General features: G+C 71.9%; 22 protein-coding genes and 1 tRNA gene. 9 read left to right on the plus strand and 14 right to left on the minus strand.

The features are described from left to right. Positions 1-3 precede the first annotated feature (3 nt). Genes ACZ597_RS33640 through ACZ597_RS33650 form a run of 3 tightly spaced genes read left to right on the plus strand, consistent with a single transcriptional unit; the run spans position 4 to position 2,446 of the window. Positions 4-618 (plus strand): GNAT family N-acetyltransferase, encoded by a 615-nt coding sequence (locus ACZ597_RS33640; RefSeq protein WP_471338814.1) that lies wholly within the window; start codon positions 4-6, stop codon positions 616-618. Next, complete coding sequence (locus tag ACZ597_RS33645) at positions 615-1,679, plus strand: C45 family autoproteolytic acyltransferase/hydolase (RefSeq protein WP_471338816.1); 1,065 nt, start codon at positions 615-617, stop codon at positions 1,677-1,679. The genes ACZ597_RS33640 and ACZ597_RS33645 overlap by 4 nt, the downstream gene beginning before the upstream one ends. A 44-nt stretch (positions 1,680-1,723) precedes the next feature. Beyond that, on the plus strand, positions 1,724-2,446 hold the full coding sequence (locus ACZ597_RS33650) for a 4'-phosphopantetheinyl transferase family protein (protein ID WP_471338818.1): 723 nt from the start codon (positions 1,724-1,726) through the stop codon (positions 2,444-2,446). On the opposite strand, the gene serS is transcribed toward ACZ597_RS33650, so the two are convergent. From serS to ACZ597_RS33680, 6 genes are read right to left on the minus strand one after another with little or no spacing between them, the layout of a single operon-like run. Continuing rightward, the gene (gene serS / locus ACZ597_RS33655) at positions 2,433-3,710 is read right to left on the minus strand and encodes a serine--tRNA ligase (RefSeq protein ID WP_471338821.1); all 1,278 of its coding nucleotides are present in this window, start codon (positions 3,708-3,710) and stop codon (positions 2,433-2,435) included. The genes ACZ597_RS33650 and serS overlap by 14 nt on opposite strands. A 9-nt stretch (positions 3,711-3,719) precedes the next feature. Beyond that, positions 3,720-5,183, minus strand: a complete 1,464-nt coding sequence (locus tag ACZ597_RS33660) for an APC family permease (protein ID WP_471338823.1) — start codon at positions 5,181-5,183, stop codon at positions 3,720-3,722. Between the two features lie 4 nt (positions 5,184-5,187). Next, positions 5,188-6,171, minus strand: coding sequence for a ferritin family protein (locus tag ACZ597_RS33665; RefSeq protein WP_471338825.1), 984 nt, complete (start codon positions 6,169-6,171; stop codon positions 5,188-5,190). Continuing rightward, the gene (locus ACZ597_RS33670; protein WP_471338827.1) at positions 6,168-6,761 is read right to left on the minus strand and encodes a flavin reductase family protein; all 594 of its coding nucleotides are present in this window, start codon (positions 6,759-6,761) and stop codon (positions 6,168-6,170) included. The genes ACZ597_RS33665 and ACZ597_RS33670 overlap by 4 nt, the downstream gene beginning before the upstream one ends. Continuing rightward, a complete protein-coding gene (locus ACZ597_RS33675; RefSeq protein WP_471338829.1) occupies positions 6,758-7,294 on the minus strand; it encodes a hypothetical protein in 537 nt (178 codons plus the stop codon). Before ACZ597_RS33675 ends, ACZ597_RS33670 begins: the two co-directional genes overlap by 4 nt. Positions 7,295-7,344: 50 nt before the next feature. Continuing rightward, the gene (locus ACZ597_RS33680) at positions 7,345-8,487 is read right to left on the minus strand and encodes an acyl-CoA dehydrogenase family protein (protein WP_471338831.1); all 1,143 of its coding nucleotides are present in this window, start codon (positions 8,485-8,487) and stop codon (positions 7,345-7,347) included. Positions 8,488-8,737: 250 nt separating this feature from the next. On the opposite strand from ACZ597_RS33680, the gene ACZ597_RS33685 reads away from it, so the two are divergent. Together ACZ597_RS33685 and ACZ597_RS33690 are read left to right on the plus strand one after the other, a co-directional pair. Continuing rightward, on the plus strand, positions 8,738-9,751 hold the full coding sequence (locus ACZ597_RS33685; protein WP_471338833.1) for a bifunctional lysylphosphatidylglycerol flippase/synthetase MprF: 1,014 nt from the start codon (positions 8,738-8,740) through the stop codon (positions 9,749-9,751). Positions 9,752-9,768: 17 nt separating this feature from the next. Next, the gene (locus ACZ597_RS33690; RefSeq protein WP_471338835.1) at positions 9,769-9,945 is read left to right on the plus strand and encodes a hypothetical protein; all 177 of its coding nucleotides are present in this window, start codon (positions 9,769-9,771) and stop codon (positions 9,943-9,945) included. A gap of 134 nt (positions 9,946-10,079) precedes the next feature. Here the strand turns inward: ACZ597_RS33690 and ACZ597_RS33695 are convergent, their stop codons facing one another. The 3 genes from ACZ597_RS33695 to ACZ597_RS33705 form a co-directional block, all read right to left on the minus strand. Beyond that, positions 10,080-10,751 (minus strand): hypothetical protein, encoded by a 672-nt coding sequence (locus ACZ597_RS33695; RefSeq protein ID WP_471338837.1) that lies wholly within the window; start codon positions 10,749-10,751, stop codon positions 10,080-10,082. 6 nt (positions 10,752-10,757) lie between these two features. Then, positions 10,758-11,873: an iron-containing redox enzyme family protein gene (locus tag ACZ597_RS33700; RefSeq protein WP_471338840.1), complete on the minus strand. Its 1,116-nt coding sequence runs from the start codon at positions 11,871-11,873 to the stop codon at positions 10,758-10,760. A gap of 186 nt (positions 11,874-12,059) precedes the next feature. Then, a tRNA-Lys gene (locus tag ACZ597_RS33705) sits at positions 12,060-12,144 on the minus strand. A 163-nt stretch (positions 12,145-12,307) separates the two neighbouring features. Here ACZ597_RS33705 and ACZ597_RS33710 point away from each other — a divergent pair. Further along, positions 12,308-12,694: a cupin domain-containing protein gene (locus tag ACZ597_RS33710; RefSeq protein WP_471338842.1), complete on the plus strand. Its 387-nt coding sequence runs from the start codon at positions 12,308-12,310 to the stop codon at positions 12,692-12,694. An 88-nt stretch (positions 12,695-12,782) separates the two neighbouring features. Here ACZ597_RS33710 and ACZ597_RS33715 read toward each other — a convergent pair whose 3' ends face one another. Further along, the gene (locus ACZ597_RS33715) at positions 12,783-13,139 is read right to left on the minus strand and encodes a nuclear transport factor 2 family protein (protein ID WP_471338844.1); all 357 of its coding nucleotides are present in this window, start codon (positions 13,137-13,139) and stop codon (positions 12,783-12,785) included. Positions 13,140-13,430: 291 nt separating this feature from the next. Here ACZ597_RS33715 and ACZ597_RS33720 point away from each other — a divergent pair, with 291 nt between their 5' ends. Continuing rightward, positions 13,431-14,714, plus strand: a complete 1,284-nt coding sequence (locus ACZ597_RS33720) for a pyridoxal phosphate-dependent decarboxylase family protein (protein WP_471338846.1) — start codon at positions 13,431-13,433, stop codon at positions 14,712-14,714. A 491-nt stretch (positions 14,715-15,205) separates the two neighbouring features. Here ACZ597_RS33720 and ACZ597_RS33725 read toward each other — a convergent pair whose 3' ends face one another. The 4 genes from ACZ597_RS33725 to ACZ597_RS33740 are packed head-to-tail and all read right to left on the minus strand — an operon-like array spanning position 15,206 to position 18,064. Then, on the minus strand, positions 15,206-15,751 hold the full coding sequence (locus ACZ597_RS33725) for an N-acetyltransferase (RefSeq protein WP_471338848.1): 546 nt from the start codon (positions 15,749-15,751) through the stop codon (positions 15,206-15,208). A 24-nt stretch (positions 15,752-15,775) separates the two neighbouring features. Further along, positions 15,776-16,279: a GNAT family N-acetyltransferase gene (locus ACZ597_RS33730; protein ID WP_471338850.1), complete on the minus strand. Its 504-nt coding sequence runs from the start codon at positions 16,277-16,279 to the stop codon at positions 15,776-15,778. Positions 16,280-16,325: 46 nt separating this feature from the next. After that, entirely contained in the window at positions 16,326-16,844 is a 519-nt protein-coding gene (locus ACZ597_RS33735) for a GNAT family N-acetyltransferase (protein ID WP_471338852.1), read from the minus strand. Next, a complete protein-coding gene (locus ACZ597_RS33740) occupies positions 16,841-18,064 on the minus strand; it encodes a helix-turn-helix domain-containing protein (protein WP_471338854.1) in 1,224 nt (407 codons plus the stop codon). Before ACZ597_RS33740 ends, ACZ597_RS33735 begins: the two co-directional genes overlap by 4 nt. 228 nt (positions 18,065-18,292) lie before the next feature. Between ACZ597_RS33740 and ACZ597_RS33745 the strand changes: the two genes are divergently transcribed. Both ACZ597_RS33745 and ACZ597_RS33750 read left to right on the plus strand, forming a co-directional pair. Beyond that, a complete protein-coding gene (locus ACZ597_RS33745; protein ID WP_471338856.1) occupies positions 18,293-18,457 on the plus strand; it encodes a hypothetical protein in 165 nt (54 codons plus the stop codon). After that, on the plus strand, positions 18,450-18,725 hold the full coding sequence (locus tag ACZ597_RS33750) for a hypothetical protein (protein ID WP_471338858.1): 276 nt from the start codon (positions 18,450-18,452) through the stop codon (positions 18,723-18,725). The genes ACZ597_RS33745 and ACZ597_RS33750 overlap by 8 nt, the downstream gene beginning before the upstream one ends. Positions 18,726-18,753: the final 28 nt, after the last annotated feature.

An 18,753-nucleotide genomic window follows, 5' to 3' on the forward strand; every position in this document is an offset into this window, starting at 1 on the left:
ACGATGAGCGCCCTGAGCTGGACCGAGCACACCGCCGCCGTCCTGGAGAACGACCGGGTCCGCCTCACCCCCGTCACCGAGGCCGACCGCGAGGGCGTCCGGGCGGTGGCCATGGACCCCGACATCTGGCGCTACTTCGTCGCCGCCGTCGACACCGACGCCGACTTCGAGGCCTTCTTCGACGCCACCCTCGCCGACCACGCCGCCGGCCGCCGCGCCGTCTGGACCATCACCGACAAGGACAGCGGCCGCATCGCCGGCAGCATGAGCTTCGGCAACATGGCCGAGGCCGACCGGCGCCTGGAAGTCGGCTGGTCCTGGCTCGGCCGCGACTTCCGCGGCCGCGGCGTCAACCACTGGGCCAAGGCCCTGCTGCTGGAGCACGCCTTCGAGGTGCTCGGCGCCGAACGCGCCGAGTTCAAGACCGACGTGCTCAACGTCCAGGCCCGCCGCGGCCTCGCCAACATCGGAGCCACCGAGGAAGGCGTCCTGCGCAGCTTCAACTACATGCCCGGCGGCCGCCGCCGCGACGCCGTCTTCTACAGCGTCCTGCGCTCCGAATGGCCCGCCGTCCGCGCACTCCTCGCGCAAGGCCCCAAGAAGGCCGTACCGGCATGAGCGAGGACACCGCAGACCCCGGCATCGCCCACATACGGGCGTCCGGCACCCCCTGGGACATCGGCCGCGCCCACGGCACGGCCCTGGCCTCCCCCCTGAGGGCCTTCCTCGACGACGGCCTCGCCCGCCTGGGCCACCTCGTCGACCGGCCCCCGGCCCTGCCCGCCCTGCTGCCCTCGATCGCCGCCCACCGCGACGCGGTCGAGGCTGCCCTGCCCGACCTCGCCGAGGAAGTCGCAGGCCTCGCCGACGGGGCCCGGATCAGCGAGGACGAGGCCTGGCTGCTCCAGCTGCGCCGCGAACTGACCGGCTACTCCAGGATCCGGACCGGCGGCGACTGCACCACGTACGCCCGCACCGGCCCCGGCGGCCCGCCCGTCCTCGCCCAGACCGTCGACCTCAGCGGCAACCTCGACACCCACGTCGCCGTCCTGGAGACCGCCCGCGCCGGCGCCGCCCGCAGCTCCCTCGTGCTCAGCTTCGCCGGACTCCTCGGCTACCTCGGCGTCAACAGCGACGGCCTCGCCGTCGGGATCAACCTGGTCCTCGGCGGCACCTGGCGCCCCGGCGTCCCCCCGTACCTGGCCGTCCGGCACCTCCTCGACACGGCCGCCACCGCCGAACAGGCCGTCAAGGTCCTCGCCGACCTCCCGCTGACCAGCTCCCGCTCCCTCATGCTCTGCGACCACGAGCGGGTCCTGTACGCCGAACACCTCGACGGCGACCTGCGCGTCACCGAAGCCGCCCCCGGCGCACTCGCCCACACCAACCACTACCTCCACCCGGACTTCGCCCCCGCCGACGAGCTGAACGTCTTCGCCCGCAACTCCTCGCTCCGCCGCCTCGCCGCCGCCCGCGAAGGGATCGCCGCCCTCCCCGGCGACGCGGACGCCGAGGACCACTTCGCACTGCTCGCACGGCCCCCCGTACGCGTCCCCGACCGGGGCGACATCCGTGCCGAACGCACGGTCGCCGCGGCCGTGCTGTTCCCGGCGGCCGGGCGGCTCCACCTCCGGCCCGGCGACCCCGCGCGCTCCCGCACGAGGGTGTTCACCCTGTAGCCCCACGGCAGGGACAGCAGGGATGTGTCCGAGAAAGGAGAATGATGGACGCATGGCTGGTCGACCTCGACCAGGTCGCCCCCACCGAGATCACCGCGCGCTATCCCGAGGGCCTCACCGAGGACGAACTGCGGCGCGGCGCCGAGTTCGTCCACGCGCGTGCGGCCCACCGCTTCTACCGCGCCCGGCTCACCGTCCGCCGCCTGCTGGCCGAACGCCTCGGCGTCGACGCGCACGACCTGCGCATCCACTACGACCCCGCCGGCAAGCCCTACCTGCCCGACCAGCCCGGCACCCACGTCAGCTGGTCCCGCTCCGACGGACTGCTCCTGCTCGGCGCCACCGAGACCGGACCCATCGGCGTCGACGTCGAGCTGGTCCGCCCGGCCTCCAGCAGCCTCGACGTGCTCACCTTCATCTACCCGGGGGTCCCGGACGGGGTCGGCCCCGAGACCTTCTTCCACGCATGGACCCTGCTGGAGGCCGCGGTCAAGGCCACCGGCCGCGGCCTGACCGACGGCGCCCGCGAAGTCGACCTGGCCTTCGGCCCGGACGGCTCCGTCGGCCTGCGCGGCATCACCGGCCACGGCGCCCTGCCCTGGCACGGCCACACCGCGCTCCAGCCGACCCGGCAGGACTGCCCGTGGGCGATGACGGCCTTCGTCTCCCGGGAACTGCCCCCGGTCACCGTCCTGACCTGGCCGGACCGGGCCGGCGACCTCGTACGGCCACCGGCCCGGGCGCCCTCCGGGCTCACTCCGCGCTGACCACCGGCGAACCGTCGGGGGCGATCGCGGAGAAGCCGGCGTACGGAACCAGCGCGGGCGGCACGGCCACCGAGCCGTCCGCGCGCTGGTACTGCTCCAGCAGTGCCACGAGCGTCCGCCCCACCGGCAGCGCCGAACCGTTCAGCGTCGCCGCGAACCGCTTGCGCCCGTCCCGGTCGCGGACCTTGATGCCGGCCCGGCGCCCCTGGAAGTCCCCGCAGTCGGAGCACGAGGAGATCTCCCGGTACGTGCCCTGCCCCGGCAGCCACACCTCGATGTCGTAGGTGCGCCGCGCGGCGAACCCCAGGTCCCCCGCCCGCAGTTCCACCACCCGGTGGGCCAGCCCCAGCCGCCGGAGCGCCGTCTCCGCGTGCCCGGTCAGCAGCTCCAGCTCCGCCGCCGAGTCCTCCGGCCGGCAGATCCGCACCAGCTCCACCTTCTCGAACTGGTGCAGCCGCACCAGCCCCCGAGTGTCGCGGCCGTACGAGCCGGCCTCCGCCCGGTAGCAGGGCGTGAACGCGGTCAGCGCCAGCGGCAGTGCGTCCTCCCGCAGGGTCTCCCCCCGGTACAGGTTCACCAGCGGCACCTCGGCCGTCGGGATCAGCAGCAGGTCCCGGTCGGCGGCGTTCGTCAGGAACAGGTCGTCCTCGAACTTCGGCAGCTGCCCGGTACCCGTCATCGTCTCCCGGGTCACCAGGTGCGGCACCCCGTGCTCGGTGTACCCGTGCTCGGTGGTGTGCAGGTCCAGCAGGAACGCGGCCAGGGCCCGTTCCAGCCGGGCCCCCGCCCCCCGGGTCACGGCGAACCGGGACCCCGACAGCCTGGCGGCGCGCACCTGGTCCAGGATCCCCAGCCGGGTCCCGATGTCCACGTGGTCGCGCGGGGTGAACTCGAACCCCGGGACCTCCCCCCAGGTCCGCCGCACCACCGGCGGGTCCTGGTCGGTTCCGTCGGGCACGTCCGGGTACGGCCGGTTGGGGACGGCCAGCAGCAGCGCGCCGAGCCCCTCCTCCGCCTCCCGGAGCTCCTCCGACACCGACTTCAGGCGCTCCTTGGCCTCCGCCATCCGGGCCCGGGCCGCGTCGTCGGGGCGGCTCCCACCACGGGCGGAGCGGTTCTGCTCGGCCCGCAGCTTGTCCCGCTCGGCGATGAGCCGGGCGCGCCGTTCGGTCAGGTCGCGCAGGGCGGCCCGGTCCAGGACGTGTCCGCGGCGGGCCAGATCGGCCCCGGCCGCCTCCTGGAGCAGGCTGTGCGGGTCGTGCATGACGGCTCCTCAGTCCTCGTCGGTGACGTGCGCGGTGGCGATGGCCCGGTACCGGCCCGGCCGGCGGGCCCGCAGCCGACGGGCGCGGCCGAGCCCGCCCAGGGCGGCGACCGCCACCAGCCACGGGATCCGGTTCACCCAGGGCGAGGTGTTCCCGGTGACCAGCGCGAAGTTGTCCAGCAGCAGCCAGAGCGCCCCCACCAGCCCCACCAGGGCCAGCACGGGCGCCAGCCGGGTCCGCCACCAGTGCGCCTCGGGGTGCCGGCGGAAGAAGACCGGCACCGCCACGGCCACCGCCGCCTGGAGGGCGACGATCCCGACCGTGCCCAGCGCCAGCATCGTGGTGGCCAGGTTGGTGTACGGATGCGCCCCCGCGAGCGCGAACACGGCGCACACGGCGGCCGTGGCCACCGACAGCACCACGCTCGCCCGGTGCGGGGAGCCGTGCCGGGGGTGCACCCGGGCCAACGAGCCCGGCAGCACCCGCTCCCGGCCCAGGACGAACAGGTACCGGTTCGCGGCGGTGTGCAGCCCGAGCAGCGCCCCGAACAGGCTGGTGCACAGCAGCACCTGCATCACGCCCGTCGCGAAGCCGCCCAGGTAGTCGTCCGACAGGTGGAAGAACAGGTCGCCCAGCTCCTTCCCGGCGGTGTCCGCGACCCGGTCCGCGCCGACCGCCCCGACCGCGGCCCAGCTGATCACCGCGAAGAAGACGGTGATCAGCGCGACGGAGGTGTACGTGGCGACGGGCACGCTGCGCTTCGGGTCGCGGCTCTCCTCGCCGTACAGCGCGGCCGCCTCGAAGCCCACGTACGAGATCAGCGCGAACATCAGCGCCACCCCCAGCCCCGGGGCGAGGACCGTCTCCGGCCGGAACGCCGCCGCGGGCAGGGTGTCCGTCCCGTGCCGCACCCCGATGGCCAGCGCCAGCAGCCCCAGCACCGCCACCTCGGCGACCATCAGAACCGCCAGCAGCCGGGCGCTCAGGTCGATCCGCCGGTAGCCCATCACCCCGGTCAGGGCCAGCGCCCCGCCCGTCCACACCGGCCACGGCACCGGCAGGCCGTGCGCGGCGGAGACCAGCCCGGCGAAGTACCCGAACGCCCCGCCCACCCCGGCGACGGCCGCCGTGTACGCGAGGACGGCCGTCAGCCCGGCCGCGACGGCCGGGGGCCGCCCGAGCCCCTGCCCGACGTACGTGTAGAAGCCGCCCGCGCCGACCACGTGCCGGCTCATCGCCGCGTACCCCACGGAGAAGCACAGCAGGATCAGCCCGGCCAGGGCGAAGGTCGCGGGCACCCCCGCGCCGTTGCCGATGGCGTACGCGAGGGGGACCGAGCCCACCACCCCGGACATCGGGGCGGCCGCCGCGACCACCAGGAAGACGATCCGGGGAGTGGTCAGCGTCCGCCGCAGCCCGGGCACCGGGGAGGCTTCCTGCTCCGTCGCCCGGACGGGGATCGTGGAGGTCACCGGATCACCTCGGGTGGTTGCGGATGATGTCGACGGCCTCCGGGACGCCCATGTACGGCAGCCGCACCTCGGCCATGTCGTCGGTCCACTGCTCGGCGAGGTCGTAGCGCTGCTCGGGCGTGGTCTCCAGCAGCCTGCAGCCGGGGAACACCTCGTAGTCCTTGAGCAGCTCGGCGTGCGCGAACATGCCCTGCTGGAACAGTTCCTCGCGCTCCAGCACGAACTCCTGCGACGGCAGCTCGTCCCACAGCCGCCGGCCGCGCCGGATCAGCTCGATCAGCCGCGGCCGGTACGAGGGGTTGCGCGCCAGGTGCTCGCGGACGATCGAGCTGCCCACGGTCAGGTGGCGGATCTCGTCGATGGACGCCCCGCGCGCGATCTCCGCGGCGGCCGGGTCCAGCAGCGTCCACTTGCGCTCGCTCAGCTCGGCGGCGGGCGCCAGCACCCCCTCGATGACGATGGTGAACACCGCGACCGCGCCGATGAAGTCGCCCTCGTCGCGCACCACGCCCGTGGCGAACTCCGCGATCGGGTTCAGCACCCGGCGGGTGTAGTCGGCGCCCTGCTCCTCGATGAACCCGAGCAGCCCCGCCGCGGGCACCCCGAGGTCCACCAGGTGCTTCCGGAAGATCATCGCGTGCCGGGCCTCGTCGATCACCTGGGTGGTGAAGAACTCCTGCTCCACCACCCCGGGCGCGCCGATCACGTAGTGCGACAGCACGTCCACCGCCCGGGACTCGGCCAGCGACCGGTTGCCCAGCTCCAGCACGAGCGCCTGCCGCAGCGGCCCGTCCTCCTTCATGTGCGCCGGCGTCCCGGCGTCGTGCCCGGCCTCGGCCCGCCCGCGCAGGGTCCCCTGGGCGACGGCCGACAGCCAGTAGCCCAGATCGCACTCCTCGGCGGTCAGGGTCATCTCCTGCGCCCCGTCGAGCAGGTTGGGCGCACGGTCCCAGTCGGCCTCTACGGGGATCTGCGGAAGGGTGGTCATGACGCAACCTCACTGGGGGAAGCGGGAACGGAGACGGAAGCGGCGGGGGTGACGCAGGCGCTGTGCATGCGGCCGGCGAAGCTGAGCATCGGGGAGTCGACGGTGTGCGAGCCGCCCGTGACCTCGGCCAGGAGCATGTCGTGGTCCCCGACCTGGTGCCAGCCCAGCACCCGGCACGCCATGTGCGCCAGGCTCCCGCCGATCAGCGGGGCGCCGGTGAGCGGGTCGGCGGTCCAGTCGAAGCCCTCGAACTGGGCGTCGCCGAGCGGGCGGGAGGGATTGGCGAAGCGCCGGGCCACGTCCTGCTGCGCCGAGCCCAGCACGTTCACCGAGAAGCGGCCCGCCCGCCGGACCATCCCCGCGAAGGTGGACGTCGGCCGCAGGCACGCGCCCAGCACCAGCGGGTCCCGCGACAGGGTGACCACGGCGCTGGCGGTGGTGCCGTGCCGGACCCCGTCGCGGCTGACGGTCAGTACCGTCACGCTCGACGCCAGCCGGCGCAGCGCCAGCCGGGCCGCGTCCGGGTCCTCGTACCCCTCGGCGGCCGCCGAGGGGCCGCGGTCCGTCAGCCAGGCCGGGTAGCGGCTCACCGGTGCGCCCCGACGGCCGGGGCCGCGGCGGTGGCGGCGATCGTGGCGGGGTGTTCGTCGTACGGCAGCGGGACCGGGCCGGCGGTCGCCGAGCGGCGCTTCAGCATCGCCGTCAGCTGGTGCACCAGCGGCGTGTCCTCCGGCTCGAACGGCAGCCCGAACGGCTTCAGGAAGTTCCCGAAGACGCCCCGGTCGCCGAACACGTGGAACGGCAGCGCCAGCAGCGCCCACTCCGGCCCGATCAGCCACATCCACAGCAGGCCCACGGCGGCCACGCTGAGCAGGCTGTGCATCGAGTTGTAGAGCACGTAGTACGCCTTGTGGATCCGCCCGTCCCCGCTGCGCCGGTAGGCGATCGCGCCCGGGATGTAGCCGAGCAGGTCGATGTACAGGAACAGGCCGATCGCCGCGAACCAGTTGATGTCCGTGAAGTGCCACAGGACGAACCCGATCGTCACGGCGAACGCGACCAGGTACTCCAGGCGGTGCAGGTTGAAGGTCACCGGTGACTCGACCGGGTTCTTGATGTCCATGAGGGGTCGTCCTTCCGACGGGCCGGGGCTGCGTGGCGGGCTGGGCGGGGTCAGGACAGCCGCAGCGGACCGCCGGCGAACCAGCCGGCCAGCTCCGCGGCGACGCTCGCGCGCGACGGCGGGTGGAAGGCCAGGGCGCGCACCGCCGAGGACAGGTACGCCACGTCGGCGGAGCGGATGAAGGCCATCCCGCCGAGCATCTCCACGGCCTGGTCCACGGTCTGCGCCAGCAGGTCCTGCGTCGCGTAGCGGGCGGTGAGCACCGCCGCGACCGCCTCGTCGCCCTCCGTGCCGTCCTCCAGGGACCGGGCCGCACCCTCCACCAGCGCCACCGCCGCCTCCAGCCGCACCGCGAGCTGCGCGCGCTCCGACGCGCTGCCGCGGCCGCCGTCCAGCACCTGGGCGACCAGCGCGGACGCGGCCCCCACGTACGAGGAGGTGGCCAGCAGCTCGAACCAGGTGAACCCGGCCGTCTGGAGGTCGTCGAGCCGTTCGGCGTCCTCGGGCGTGCTGTGGATGACCAGGTCGTCCGGCACCTCCACGTCGGTCAGCCGGACCTCGTCGCTCTGCGACGCCGCGAGGACCGGCGTGGCCCAGAACGGCCGGGTCCCGATCCCGGGGGAGGAGGCGGGGATCAGCATCAGCGCGAGCGAGGAGCGCCCGTCGTCGTGCGCCACCATCACGCTCGCCGTCAGCACGTCCATCGAACGCGACAGGCTGCACGGCTTCTTCGACCCGTTGACCAGGTAGCCGCCGCCCGGGGCGCGGTCGGCCACCACCGCCGGCGCCAGGATGTTCTGGTCGGTACGCCCCTCCGCCCAGCCCGACGCCAGCAGCAGCCCGTCGGAGGCCACCGCCGACATCAGCTTCAGCTGGGCGGGGGTGAGCCGGTCCGCGACCTCCGCCAGCCGGAACAGCATCGCCACCGTGAAGTGGTGCATCACCGTGGCCACGCCCAGCGAGGGCGAGGCGGCGGCGACCGCCCGCTGCACCCGCACCGCCTGGAGCGCGGAGGCGGCCGCGCCGCCGTACGCGGCCGGTACGAGCAGCCCGGGACCGCCGTGCTTGCGGTACAGCTCCAGCACCGGGCTGTCCGCGGCCTCCCGGGCCATGAGCGGCAGCTCTTCGAGTGCGTCGAGAAGGCCTGCGTGGAATTGCTCGCAGACCCCGCGCGCTGTCGTCAGGGAACGCATCGCCGTGTTCTCCTCGGGCTGTCTCGGAATTCTCCTTCCGCGCCGGGCGGGGATTCGCCTCGACTCGAAAGTGAATATGCGGTGAGAAGTCTTTCACCCGCTGTCTGACTGAGGCCTGACACTCATCTGACCAGCGTTTTCAACTGACCCACCACTGACCGGCAGCTGACCGCAAGGCCGTCCGGGGGTTGTGGTGCATGGCCTCGCATGCCATAAGTGAGGAAGTTGTCGGCGCGAGAATGGATCTGAAATGACCGGAACGGTTCTGGATACGGATGCCGCGCTCGACGCCATCCGGAAGTACGCCGACGCGGGAAATCCCAGCGCGTATTTCGCCTTCAGCGACGGGAACAGCCATTTCCGGCTCCCGGACGTCCCCGGGGTGATCGTCCACCGCCCCGTCGGCCGCTACCTCGTCCAGTTCGGCGGCCCGTTCGCTCCCTTCGCCCCCGCCGGCCCCGACGGCCCCCGGGCCCGGCTGCTGGCGGGCTTCACCGCCTTCGCCGCCGAGCAGGGCCGCGAGATCGTGTCCGTACAGCTCCAGGGCGCGGACGCCGACGTCTACGTCGACCAGGGCTTCACCGTGAACCAGATGGGCGCCTCGTACGCCGTCGACCTGGAGACCTTCACCCTGGCCGGCACCAAGTTCATGCAGCTGCGCAACAAGATCTCCCGCGCCCTGCGCAGCGGCCTGGAGATCAAGGAGGTCGAGTACGACGACTACGCCGACCGGATCGCGGCACTCGACACCGCCTGGCTCTCCACCAAGGGCGAGGGCGTCAAGCCCCTGGAGTTCCTCGTCGGCCAGACCGGCGGCCGCTACCAGCACCTGCGCCGCCTGTTCGCCGCCGTCCGCGACGGCGAACTGATCGGCTACGTCTCGTACGCCCCCGTCTACGGTCCGCAGGCCGGCTGGATGCACGACCTGAGCCGACGGCAGCCCGACTCCCCGCCGGGGGTGATGGAGGCCCTCAACAAGGCCGCGATCGACGTGTTCACGGCCGAGGGCACCCGCTGGCTGCACTTCGGCTTCACCCCCTTCACCTCGCTGACGGCCCCGCGGTTCCCGGGCCACAGCCTCGGCTTCCACTGGTTCATGGAGCACCTCTGGGAGCACGGCGCGCACATCTACCCGGCGCGCACGCAGCTGGAGTACAAGCAGAAGTGGGCGCCCTCCGCCGTGCTGCCGGAGTACATCGCCTTCCAGCACGGCGCGAGCCTGCCCGCGCTGGTCCACGTCTTCCGCGCCTGCAACGCGGTCTGAGAGGGAGGTCGTACGTGATGCCGTCGCACGTGACGCCGTCGTACGTGACGCCGCAGGAGATCCAGAACCAGGGCCTGCTGGTCGTGGAACGCTTCCAGGCCTGCGCGGCCGCCCCCGACGACCTGGAGGCCGCCCGCCTCTGCGAGACGGACCTCGCCCGCCTGGACGAACTGCTGCGCGCGGCCGAGGAGTAGGGGAGCAGAGGAGCAGTGGGCTTCGCGCGGCCCCGCCGGCACGGCCGGCGGGGCCCTTCCGCGCGCAAGCGCGCGAAGGAGGGGGCGGCGGGGAGAGTGCTCCCCACCGCCCCCTCGGGGGTGCCCCGGCGCTGTCAGCGCAGCGCCGGGCGGGTGCTGATCAGGGTGCCGGCCGGGCCGCGGACCAGCATCGGACGCCTGCGCAGGGCCGGTTCGGGGCCGGCGGGCCGGGCCACGTGGGCGACCAGCAGGTCCTGCACCACCGGGCCGGCCGGGCCCGCCACCAGCTCGTGGCGCTCGTGCGTGACCGCCCGTCGGTCGAACAGCAGCCCCTGCCCCGGAACCGGAGCCGCCTCCAGCAGGGGCGCCGTCCGCCCGGCACCGAACAGCCGCACCCGGCCCGACCCCGCCCCGGCCCGCCCGACCACCGCCACCAGCCCGAACCCGCCGCCGCCCGCGCCCGGCGGCCGGGGCAGCCGCACCGGGACCGTGGTCCCGGCCGGTGCCACGGTCCGGACCCGGTGCAGCTCGATCAGCCAGTCCGCGTGGACGTCCAGCCACGGCCCGCCCAGGGCCCGCCGCAGCAGCGCCGCCATCCCCGCCTCCAGCCGCCGGTCGGCCCCGTCGTACGGGACGTCGTACGGGACCTCGTACGAGGGGACGGGCAGGAACAGCCAGTCGTCGTCCGCCGTCCAGGACATCCGCAACCGCACCACCCGGTACGCGGGCTCGGCGAAGGCGGACACGACCGCCCCCGGGACGGGCTCCAGGCCGACGAACGCGAAGCCGTGCTCCCGCAGTGACACGGCGGCTCAGCCCGCGGCGACCGGGGTGCGCTCGGCGAGCGCGCCGCCCTCGGCGCCGGGCCGCGCCAGCTCCAGGCGCTCGTCGAGGTGGCGGGCGGAGGAGTTGGCGCGCCACAGCGCGCCGCGGGCGATGCCCCGGCGCATGTAGGCGGAGTCGGCGCTCGGGATGACCACGTTGTGGAACCAGCCCGCCGCGTGCTGGGAGTCGATGGTGATGTGCAGCCGGTGGTAGGTGATCCCGACCTCCGGCAGCCCGAGCCGCTCCCAGGCCCGTACGACGTTGCGGAACCGGTCGGGCGCCAGCCACTCGGTCATCCCGAGGAAGCCGACCGCCTCCGGGTACAGGTGCCGGTAGCGGCACAGCAGCACGGCGAGGTTCCCGGAGTGCAGGTCGGTGGTGGTCATGGCGGCTTCCAGGTCCTCGGCGCGGACGTCGAAGACCTCGTAGATCTTGTTGAAGAGGTGGGTGTGCACGGCCTCCGGGTCGCCGTTGCCCATCTCGTCCCAGTAGTTGCCGGCGATCTCCATCTTGCTGGCGCCGACCGTGCCGATCTGCATCATCGCGAGGAAGTCGTCGAAGCGGCCGTCGATCAGCGACTCCTGGATGACGTACGTGCGCAGGTCCTCGCTGCGCGCCTCGCGGTTGATGAAGTCGGTGTAGTACGGGTGCTTGAAGGCCCGGTGCTTGCGGACGATGCCCTTGAGCCAGGACAGGAACTGCTTGGGATCGGCGGGCGCCGACTCCAGGAGCCCCGGCTCCAGGTGGGCGTCCTCGGCCTGGAGGGTGGCGTTCTCCAGCAGCCGGGTCACCTCGTGCAGCAGCACCGAGCCCTCGGCGGAGGGGCGGTCGGGTATCTGCATCACCGTCTGGTAGATCCGCGACAGCAGGAGCTGCTGGTGGTAGTGGGCGTCCTCGCGGCCGGGGCCGGCGACGGCCGCGGCGTTCATCTCGGTGACGGCCTCGACGATGCGGGAGCGTTCGCCCGTGAACTTGGCGTCGATCTCGTCGGCGTCCACGGTCAGCCAGGACGAGACCTCCTCCACGAGCGCGGCGGCGTCGGTCCTGCGGATGCGGATCGCGGGCATGCTGGGGTGGTCGCTGGTGGGCAACTGCGTCTCCATGTCTCTCGGGGTCCCTCGGGAAGACGACGCCGTGATCGGGGTCGCGCCGGGTTGCGGAAGAGGGAAGAGGAAGGAAGGACATACGTCTCCGCCGCGCGGACCCGCGCGTACGGGCGGCCCCTCATGCCAAAGCACGCGCATCCCTCGTCGTCCTATCGGGATGCGCGTGCCTGGGATGAGCACCTGCGGAGAGGGCAGGATTCGAACCTGCGTGGGCAGAGCCCGTCCGGCGAAGGGCCGGACCCCATTCGGCCGCTTTGGGTACCTCTCCAACGGCCTTTCTCTGCCATCAGCTTGGCACGGTCCGGCTGACGGGCTGCTGATGAATTTCTGAGACGGCAATTGCGGGTTGGGTGGGAAATCGGTCAGGGGCCCATCAGCGTCGACCGGGATAGTGGAAGGCGGTCGATCGAACTACTTCGCAGGGAGTTTCCGTGAGCGTCGCCGAGACCGCAAAGATCGCCGTTTCCCGTCTCTACAACGACGAGAACGGCGAATCGCATTTCATAGACGAGACGCTGGAGGTGACGGCCCTCAATTTCGCCCCGCCCGCGCCCTCGCTCTTCGTCTCCGAGGGCATACCGGCCAAGCAGGCCGTCTACCTCTACATCCCGGCCGGCTGGTTCGGCGACTTCCACCCCGCCCCGCGCCGCCAGATCATGACGCTGGTCAGCGGCAAGATGGAGTGCGGGGTCAGCGACGGCACCTGGCGCACGTTCGTGCCCGGCAACACCCAGCTGGTCGAGGACACGAAGGGCAAGGGGCACGCCACCAGGGCCCTGGAGGACTGCGTGATGATCGTCTCGCAGCTCGCCGACTGAGGCCGACCGGCGCCGTCCGTACGCACGGGAAGGGGCCCGGCCGGAATTCCGGCCGGGCCCCTTCGCTCTCTTTCGTTCTTCGGGGTGCTTATCCCTTGACGTATCCGAAGCTCTCGGCGAGGAGACCGTTCTCCAGGCGGTGCACGTTCACCCCGCGTACGAAGTCCCGCGCCCCGCTGCCCCAGCGCAGCGTCCAGCGGCAGACCGAGCGCTCGCCGGCCACCCAGACGTCCTCGACCTCGAAGGTCATGTGCTCGTTGCCCGCGATCGAGGTCCAGAACTGCAGACATTCGTCATAACCGGCGTGCTTCGAGCCGTCGGGGGCGGGGCCGGAGTTCTCCAGCCGGCAGTTCGGGGCGAGGATGTCCTTCAGCAGGCCGGGGTCGTGCAGCTGGAATGCCTGGTTGAACTGTTCGATAACCTTGCGCGTCTGCTCATCGGACATCGGGACTCCTCATGTCTCATGGCTCATGACTCGGCACGGATGGCGGCAGGTTGCCTGGGGCAGCCAGGGCCACAGGAGAAAGTAATACAGTCCAACGGGCCCCTGTCCAAGGTTTCGGAAGTTCCGGCCATTCGAGTCAGTCGCACGTCAGTGCCAGCCGCCTAGCTTTGTACTATGACCACAGCAGACAGTGCGCCTCTCGCATTGGCCTATCAGCAGGCCATCGAATATCTGGCGGGTCTCGCCGATCGTCCGGTGGGTGCCACTGCCGGCTCCGAACAATTGCTGAAAATGTTCGGTGGCCCGCTGCCCGAAGGCCCGGCCGACCCGACCGGGACCGTCGAGGTCCTGGGCCGCGCGGTGGCCGAAGGCGGCATCCCGACCGCCAACGGCCCACGCTACTTCGGCTACGTCACCGGCGGCACCCTCCCGGTCGCGATCGCCACCGACTGGCTCGTCGCGGCGTACGACCAGACCGCCAGCCTCTACAACCTGTCCCCGGCCATCGCCGTGGCCGAGGACGTGGCCGCGCAATGGGTGCTGGAGCTGCTGGACCTGCCCGCCCACGCCTCCGTCGGCTTCCCCACCGGCTGCACCATGGCCCACCTGACCTCGCTCGCGGCCGCCCGCCACAAGCTCCTCGCGGAAGCCGGCTGGGACGTGGAACGCGAGGGCCTGGGCGGCGCGCCCGACGTGGCCATCGTCGCCGGCGCCCAGCACCACATGACCATCGACCTGGCCGCCCGCTACCTCGGCTTCGGCACCGCGCGCATCCGCAACGTGCCGGTCGACGACAAGGGCCGCATGATCCCCGCGGAGCTGGAAGCCGCCCTCGAGGGGATCGACGGCCCGGTGATCGTCTGCGCGCAGATCGGCGACGTCAACTCCGGTGCCATCGACCCCGTCGGGGAGATCTGCGACATCGCCCACCGGTACGGAGCCTGGGTCCACGTGGACGGCGCCTTCGGCCTGTGGGCCGCGGCCAGCCCGAAGCTCCGCCCGCTCGTCGAGGGCGTGGAGCGGGCCGACTCCTGGGCCCTGGACGCCCACAAGTGGCTCAACGTCCCCTACGACTGCGGCATCGTCGTCATCGCGCACCCCGAGGCCCACCGCGCGGCCATGCTCAACGAACGCGCCGGCTACCTCCCGCCGGGGACCGATGGCGAACGCGACGCCATCGAATGGGTCCCGGACTTCTCCCGCCGCGCCCGCAGCCTCCCGGTCTGGGCGGCGCTGCGCACCCTGGGGCGGAGCGGTGTGGCCGACCTGGTGGAACGCTGCTGCGCGCACGTGAGCCGCTTCGCGGAGCGTCTCGCCGGGGTCCCGGGGGTCGAACTCCTCAACGACGTGGTCCTCAACCAGCTCCTGGTCCGCTTCGGGGACGACGACGAGACGACCCGCCGGGTCATCGCCCGCATCCAGCGCAGCGGCGAATGCTGGTTCGGCGGGACGCTGTGGGAGGGGCGGGCGGCGATGCGCGTCTCGGTGGTCAACTGGCGTACGACGACGGCGGACGTCGACCGGAGCGTGGGGGTCATCCTGCGGTCCCTGGCGGAGGAACTGGCGGCTGGCTGAGCGGGCCGCTCTCTCCCGTCGAGGTACCGGGCTCGGTCGGTGGTTGCCCACCCCTCCCCGTCTGCGGGCCGGTGGGGTGGGGGGCGGGGTGCCGACTGGGCGGTCTCAGAGCCGGTTTGGGGGTTTCCCGTCAGTCCCATCGTCCTTCCGTGTCGGGCAGGCCTGTCAAGGGCGCTCCCTTCGGTCGCGTCACTTCGTGATCGCCTTCGGCGACCCTTGACAGGCCGTCCCGCCCCGGAAAGCCGAAAGACTGACGGGAAGCCCCCAAAAGAACGGCACGGTCCAGAGGGGGAGAGGCGGGTCTCTCAGCGATGCGGCGAGGGGCCGGGCGTTGGCCCGCCGGGCATCCGGGGCCCTCAAAGCCGAGATTCGGGGCTGGGGCCGCGACTACCCGCACGAGAGGCCGACCAGAGCGACCTCCGGAGCACCCGGACGCGACAGATCGCTACGCGCTCCTCATTTATCGGCGTCCGCCGACCGTCTGGGGCTGGTCATTCGCGCGTCAGGCGCGTCAGCGGTCGGACCATCGCCGTGAGCACGGGGGAGTCGGGGGCGGGCTGGACGGGGCCGATCGCCTCGTAGCCCCAGGACTCGTAGACCCGCTGGACCTTTCCGTCTCCGGCGGCCGGATTGACCATGAGCGATGCGTACCGGTCCTCGCGGCCGGCCAGCAGCTCGTCATGGATCCGCCGGGCCAGTCCCGTCCCCTGGTGAGGAGCCGTCACGCCGATCTCCCTGAGTGCCAGGGTCGGCGCACGGGTGTACTCCTCGTCCAGGTCGTCGCCGATTCGCTTCCACCAGAGGTCCCCGGCCTCCACGGTGTTGCCGTAGGCGTACCCGACCGGCCGCTCCTCGGCGTCGAAGGCGAGCACGACTGTGAAGCCGGGCGTTGGGCCGTAGCGCTCCAGACGCTCGGCCAAGGTGGGCACCGAGTAGTTCGGCAGGTGCAGCAGCGGTGCGCGGACCTCGGCGTACGCCTCGATGAGCGGGCCGCGGGCCTGCTCCACGTGAGTGAAGCGACTTAGTCGGTGCGTCATGTGATCCGCCTTCGGGTGTCGCGGCTACGGTTCCCGGACCATGATCGCGTAGACGGGCGAGTCGTCGGAGGGCTTGGCCTCGTCCCGCTTCTCGTAGCCCCACCTCTCGTACAGGGCCTGCACCTTCGCGTGGGTGGAGTTCACGAGGAGCGTCGCGAAGTCCACGTCCATCGAGTGGAGCAGAGCGTCATGGATCCGTTGTGCGCGGCCGGTGCCCTGCCACTTGGGTGTCACCATCAGCTCGGACAGGGCGAAGATCCGGCCCCGCACGCCCTTGGGCCGATCCTTTCCCTTCCACCAACCGCCCGGCTTGAATTTTGATCCGTACGCGTATCCGACCGGCCCGCTGTCTTCCCAGCCTGAGACACACGTCCAGTCCTCGCGCCCCGACCACAGGTCGACGAAGTAGGAGAACCGCTCGCGGGAGTGGAAGGGGTCGGGATCGTTCGCGTACACCTCGTCGTGGATGTCCAGGAGCAGGGACCGGACGTCCGACGCGTCGGCGTGCGTGTACCACTTCAGGTCCATTGTCGTGACTCCTCGATCCAGCTCGGAGCGCCAGGTGCCCGTGCAGTCAGCGGCCGGTCAGGCCGTTCAGCATCACCGCGTACACCGGCGAATCCGCGAACGGCTGGTTCTCCCCGATCTTTCGATAGCCCCATTCCTCGTACATCGCCTGGAGACGCGGTCGCTTGGTGTCCACGGTGAGTACCGCCAGCGCCTCCGGTCGCCCTGCGAGGAGTGTGTCGTGCAGGCGCGGGCCCAGCCCGGTCTTGCGCCACTTCGGGCGCACCATCAGCTCCGAGACGGAGAACGTGGAGACCTGTTCTGGTGAGGTGTCGAGGTGGCCTTGCCACCACTCCCGGCCCGGGGCGGCGGGCGCGCCGTAGGAGAAGCCGACCGCCACGAGCCCCTCCCAGGCGATCACGCAGGAGAAGCCGGGATTCCCGCCCCAGTGGTCCACGAACCAGGGGAAGCGTTGTACGAACTCCTCGTGCCGGCGGTCCGCGTACGCGTCCTCGTGCACGTCCAGCAGGGTCTGGCGGATGCCGCCGAGATCGTCGTGGCCGTAGCGCTTCAGCTCGATGGTCACCCAGTGCTCCATTCGGTGCGGTAGCGGTCCGTCCATTCCCGGGCCACCTGCGCGGAGGCGGCAACCGTGAACAAGGCCCGGTGGAAGTCCCCGATCATCGTGCGGAGACGGCCGGGGAGCGGGTCACCGGCCATCAGCTCGAAGATGGTGCTCGTCGTCGCACATGCCTGTTCCACCTCGCCCTGGTGGAGTTGGGCAGCGCCGAGCCGGGCGATGGTCATCGACCGGTTCCGCCTCAGCTCCTCGGGCAGGGAGGAGAGGGCTCGGTGAGAGGCTGCTTCGGCATGCGCGTGCTTGCCGAGCAGTTCGTGCACGATCGCGGCGAGCGCCGCGAGCTCGGCCGGCCCGTAGAACCCGATCCACGGGGCCCGAGGGGCTGCCGGGTCTGCCTTCGCGAGGGCGGCTTCAGCGTGGTCCAGGGAGTGCAGGGCCGGATTGCGGTCCCCGCGGGACGCGTGCCCGATCGCCGTTCGGGCGTGGGCCAGGGAGGACAGCAGGGGGTCGCGCCTCGCCGCTGCCGTGGACTGGGCGGCCTGCGAGGCGGCGATGCCTTCGCCGTACTCGTGCCGCTGGTGCGCGAGCATCGCGGTCGAGTTCCAGACCCGCAGCTGGGCCACTGAGTCCTGGGCCATGCCCGCCAGACGCAGGGCCTCGTTCAGGTGGGCGCGGGCCCGGTCGAACTGCCTGGCGTCGACGCATGACCATGCGGCCGTCGACGTGTAGTGCGCGGCCACGGACAGAAGGCGCTGGCGCACGGTCTGAGACACGGCGTTCCGTTGCAGCCGCAGCGCTTCGGACGCCCGGGTGAGGGCGGCACCCTCCAGTGCCACATGCCCTCCCCGGGACTGGTCGAGAGCCGTCAGTGCCACCATTCCGTCCCGCAGGCGGATCACGTCCGACATGCCAACGGACCGGCCGTTCGTGATCCCCGGAACGGGCGTGGCGAGGGCGCCGGCCGTGGCGGCGAGGAAGGAGCGGCGGAGCACGGGGTCCTCCGGAGGTCTGGTGGCGGCAGCCGGTACGAACCCTAGTTCCGTGCTCGGGCAGCCGAACACCTTCTCAAGTGCCGCACGCGTCCGCCCGATCGGCCGCCGGGTGGCACCGCTGAGCAGGTTCCGCACCGTGCGGGCGGAGACGTCACCGAACCGGCCGGTGATCTCCAGCAGTGCGGCGTTCATCTGACCTGCCAGCTCCTCTTGGGTGAGCCCCAGGTCAGCCATTCGTGCCCGTAGTACGGCGTTCCCGGCCATGCCGCCGAACGTAGCCCCGGCCTCATACGGCGGACAAGAATGCCCGTAAAGGGCAGACAAAGTCTTCCGGTCCCCGGCCGGGCGGAGACAGAGAGCCCTTCCTGTTCCGCCCGGGTCGTCGGCCGTTCACTGGTCACAGTCACGCGAGGCGAGGACGCTTCGCGGCCGCCTCTCGTCTGACGACGGTTGGGAGCCCCTTTGACCAGTCCACTTCCGCGCGACGTGCTGAGCCTGGACACCCCCGACGGAACCGGGACCCGCACCGCCCCGCTGTCCTTGCCCAGTGCGGAACTGCTCGCGCGGGCCCACGTCGGGTGGGAGCACTTCCTCCTCGGCATGAGCTCGGAGGCGCCGAATGAGTGAGTGCTACGAGTACGTGCCGCACCGGCTGCTGCGCAAGCGTGTTCGCGATGTCGCCTCCGGTGTCGAGGGCGAGCTGATGGCCGTGGTCAACGAGAACGTCTCCGACACCGGGATCGAGCGGTGGATGGAGCTCGCGTACATCCGGGGCGCGTCCGGGCGCGAGTTCACCACCGCCGTTGGCAACGTCGAGCTCGCCCAGGATCAGGAAGAAGCTGTCCGGCGGGGTGCCGCGGACATCTCGGAGTGGACAGACGCCACAGGGTGTTGATCCGAATCGACCCTGCCTGTGGGCTGGT

The sequence above is a fragment of the Streptomyces sp. NPDC040718 genome, assembly GCF_055593565.1.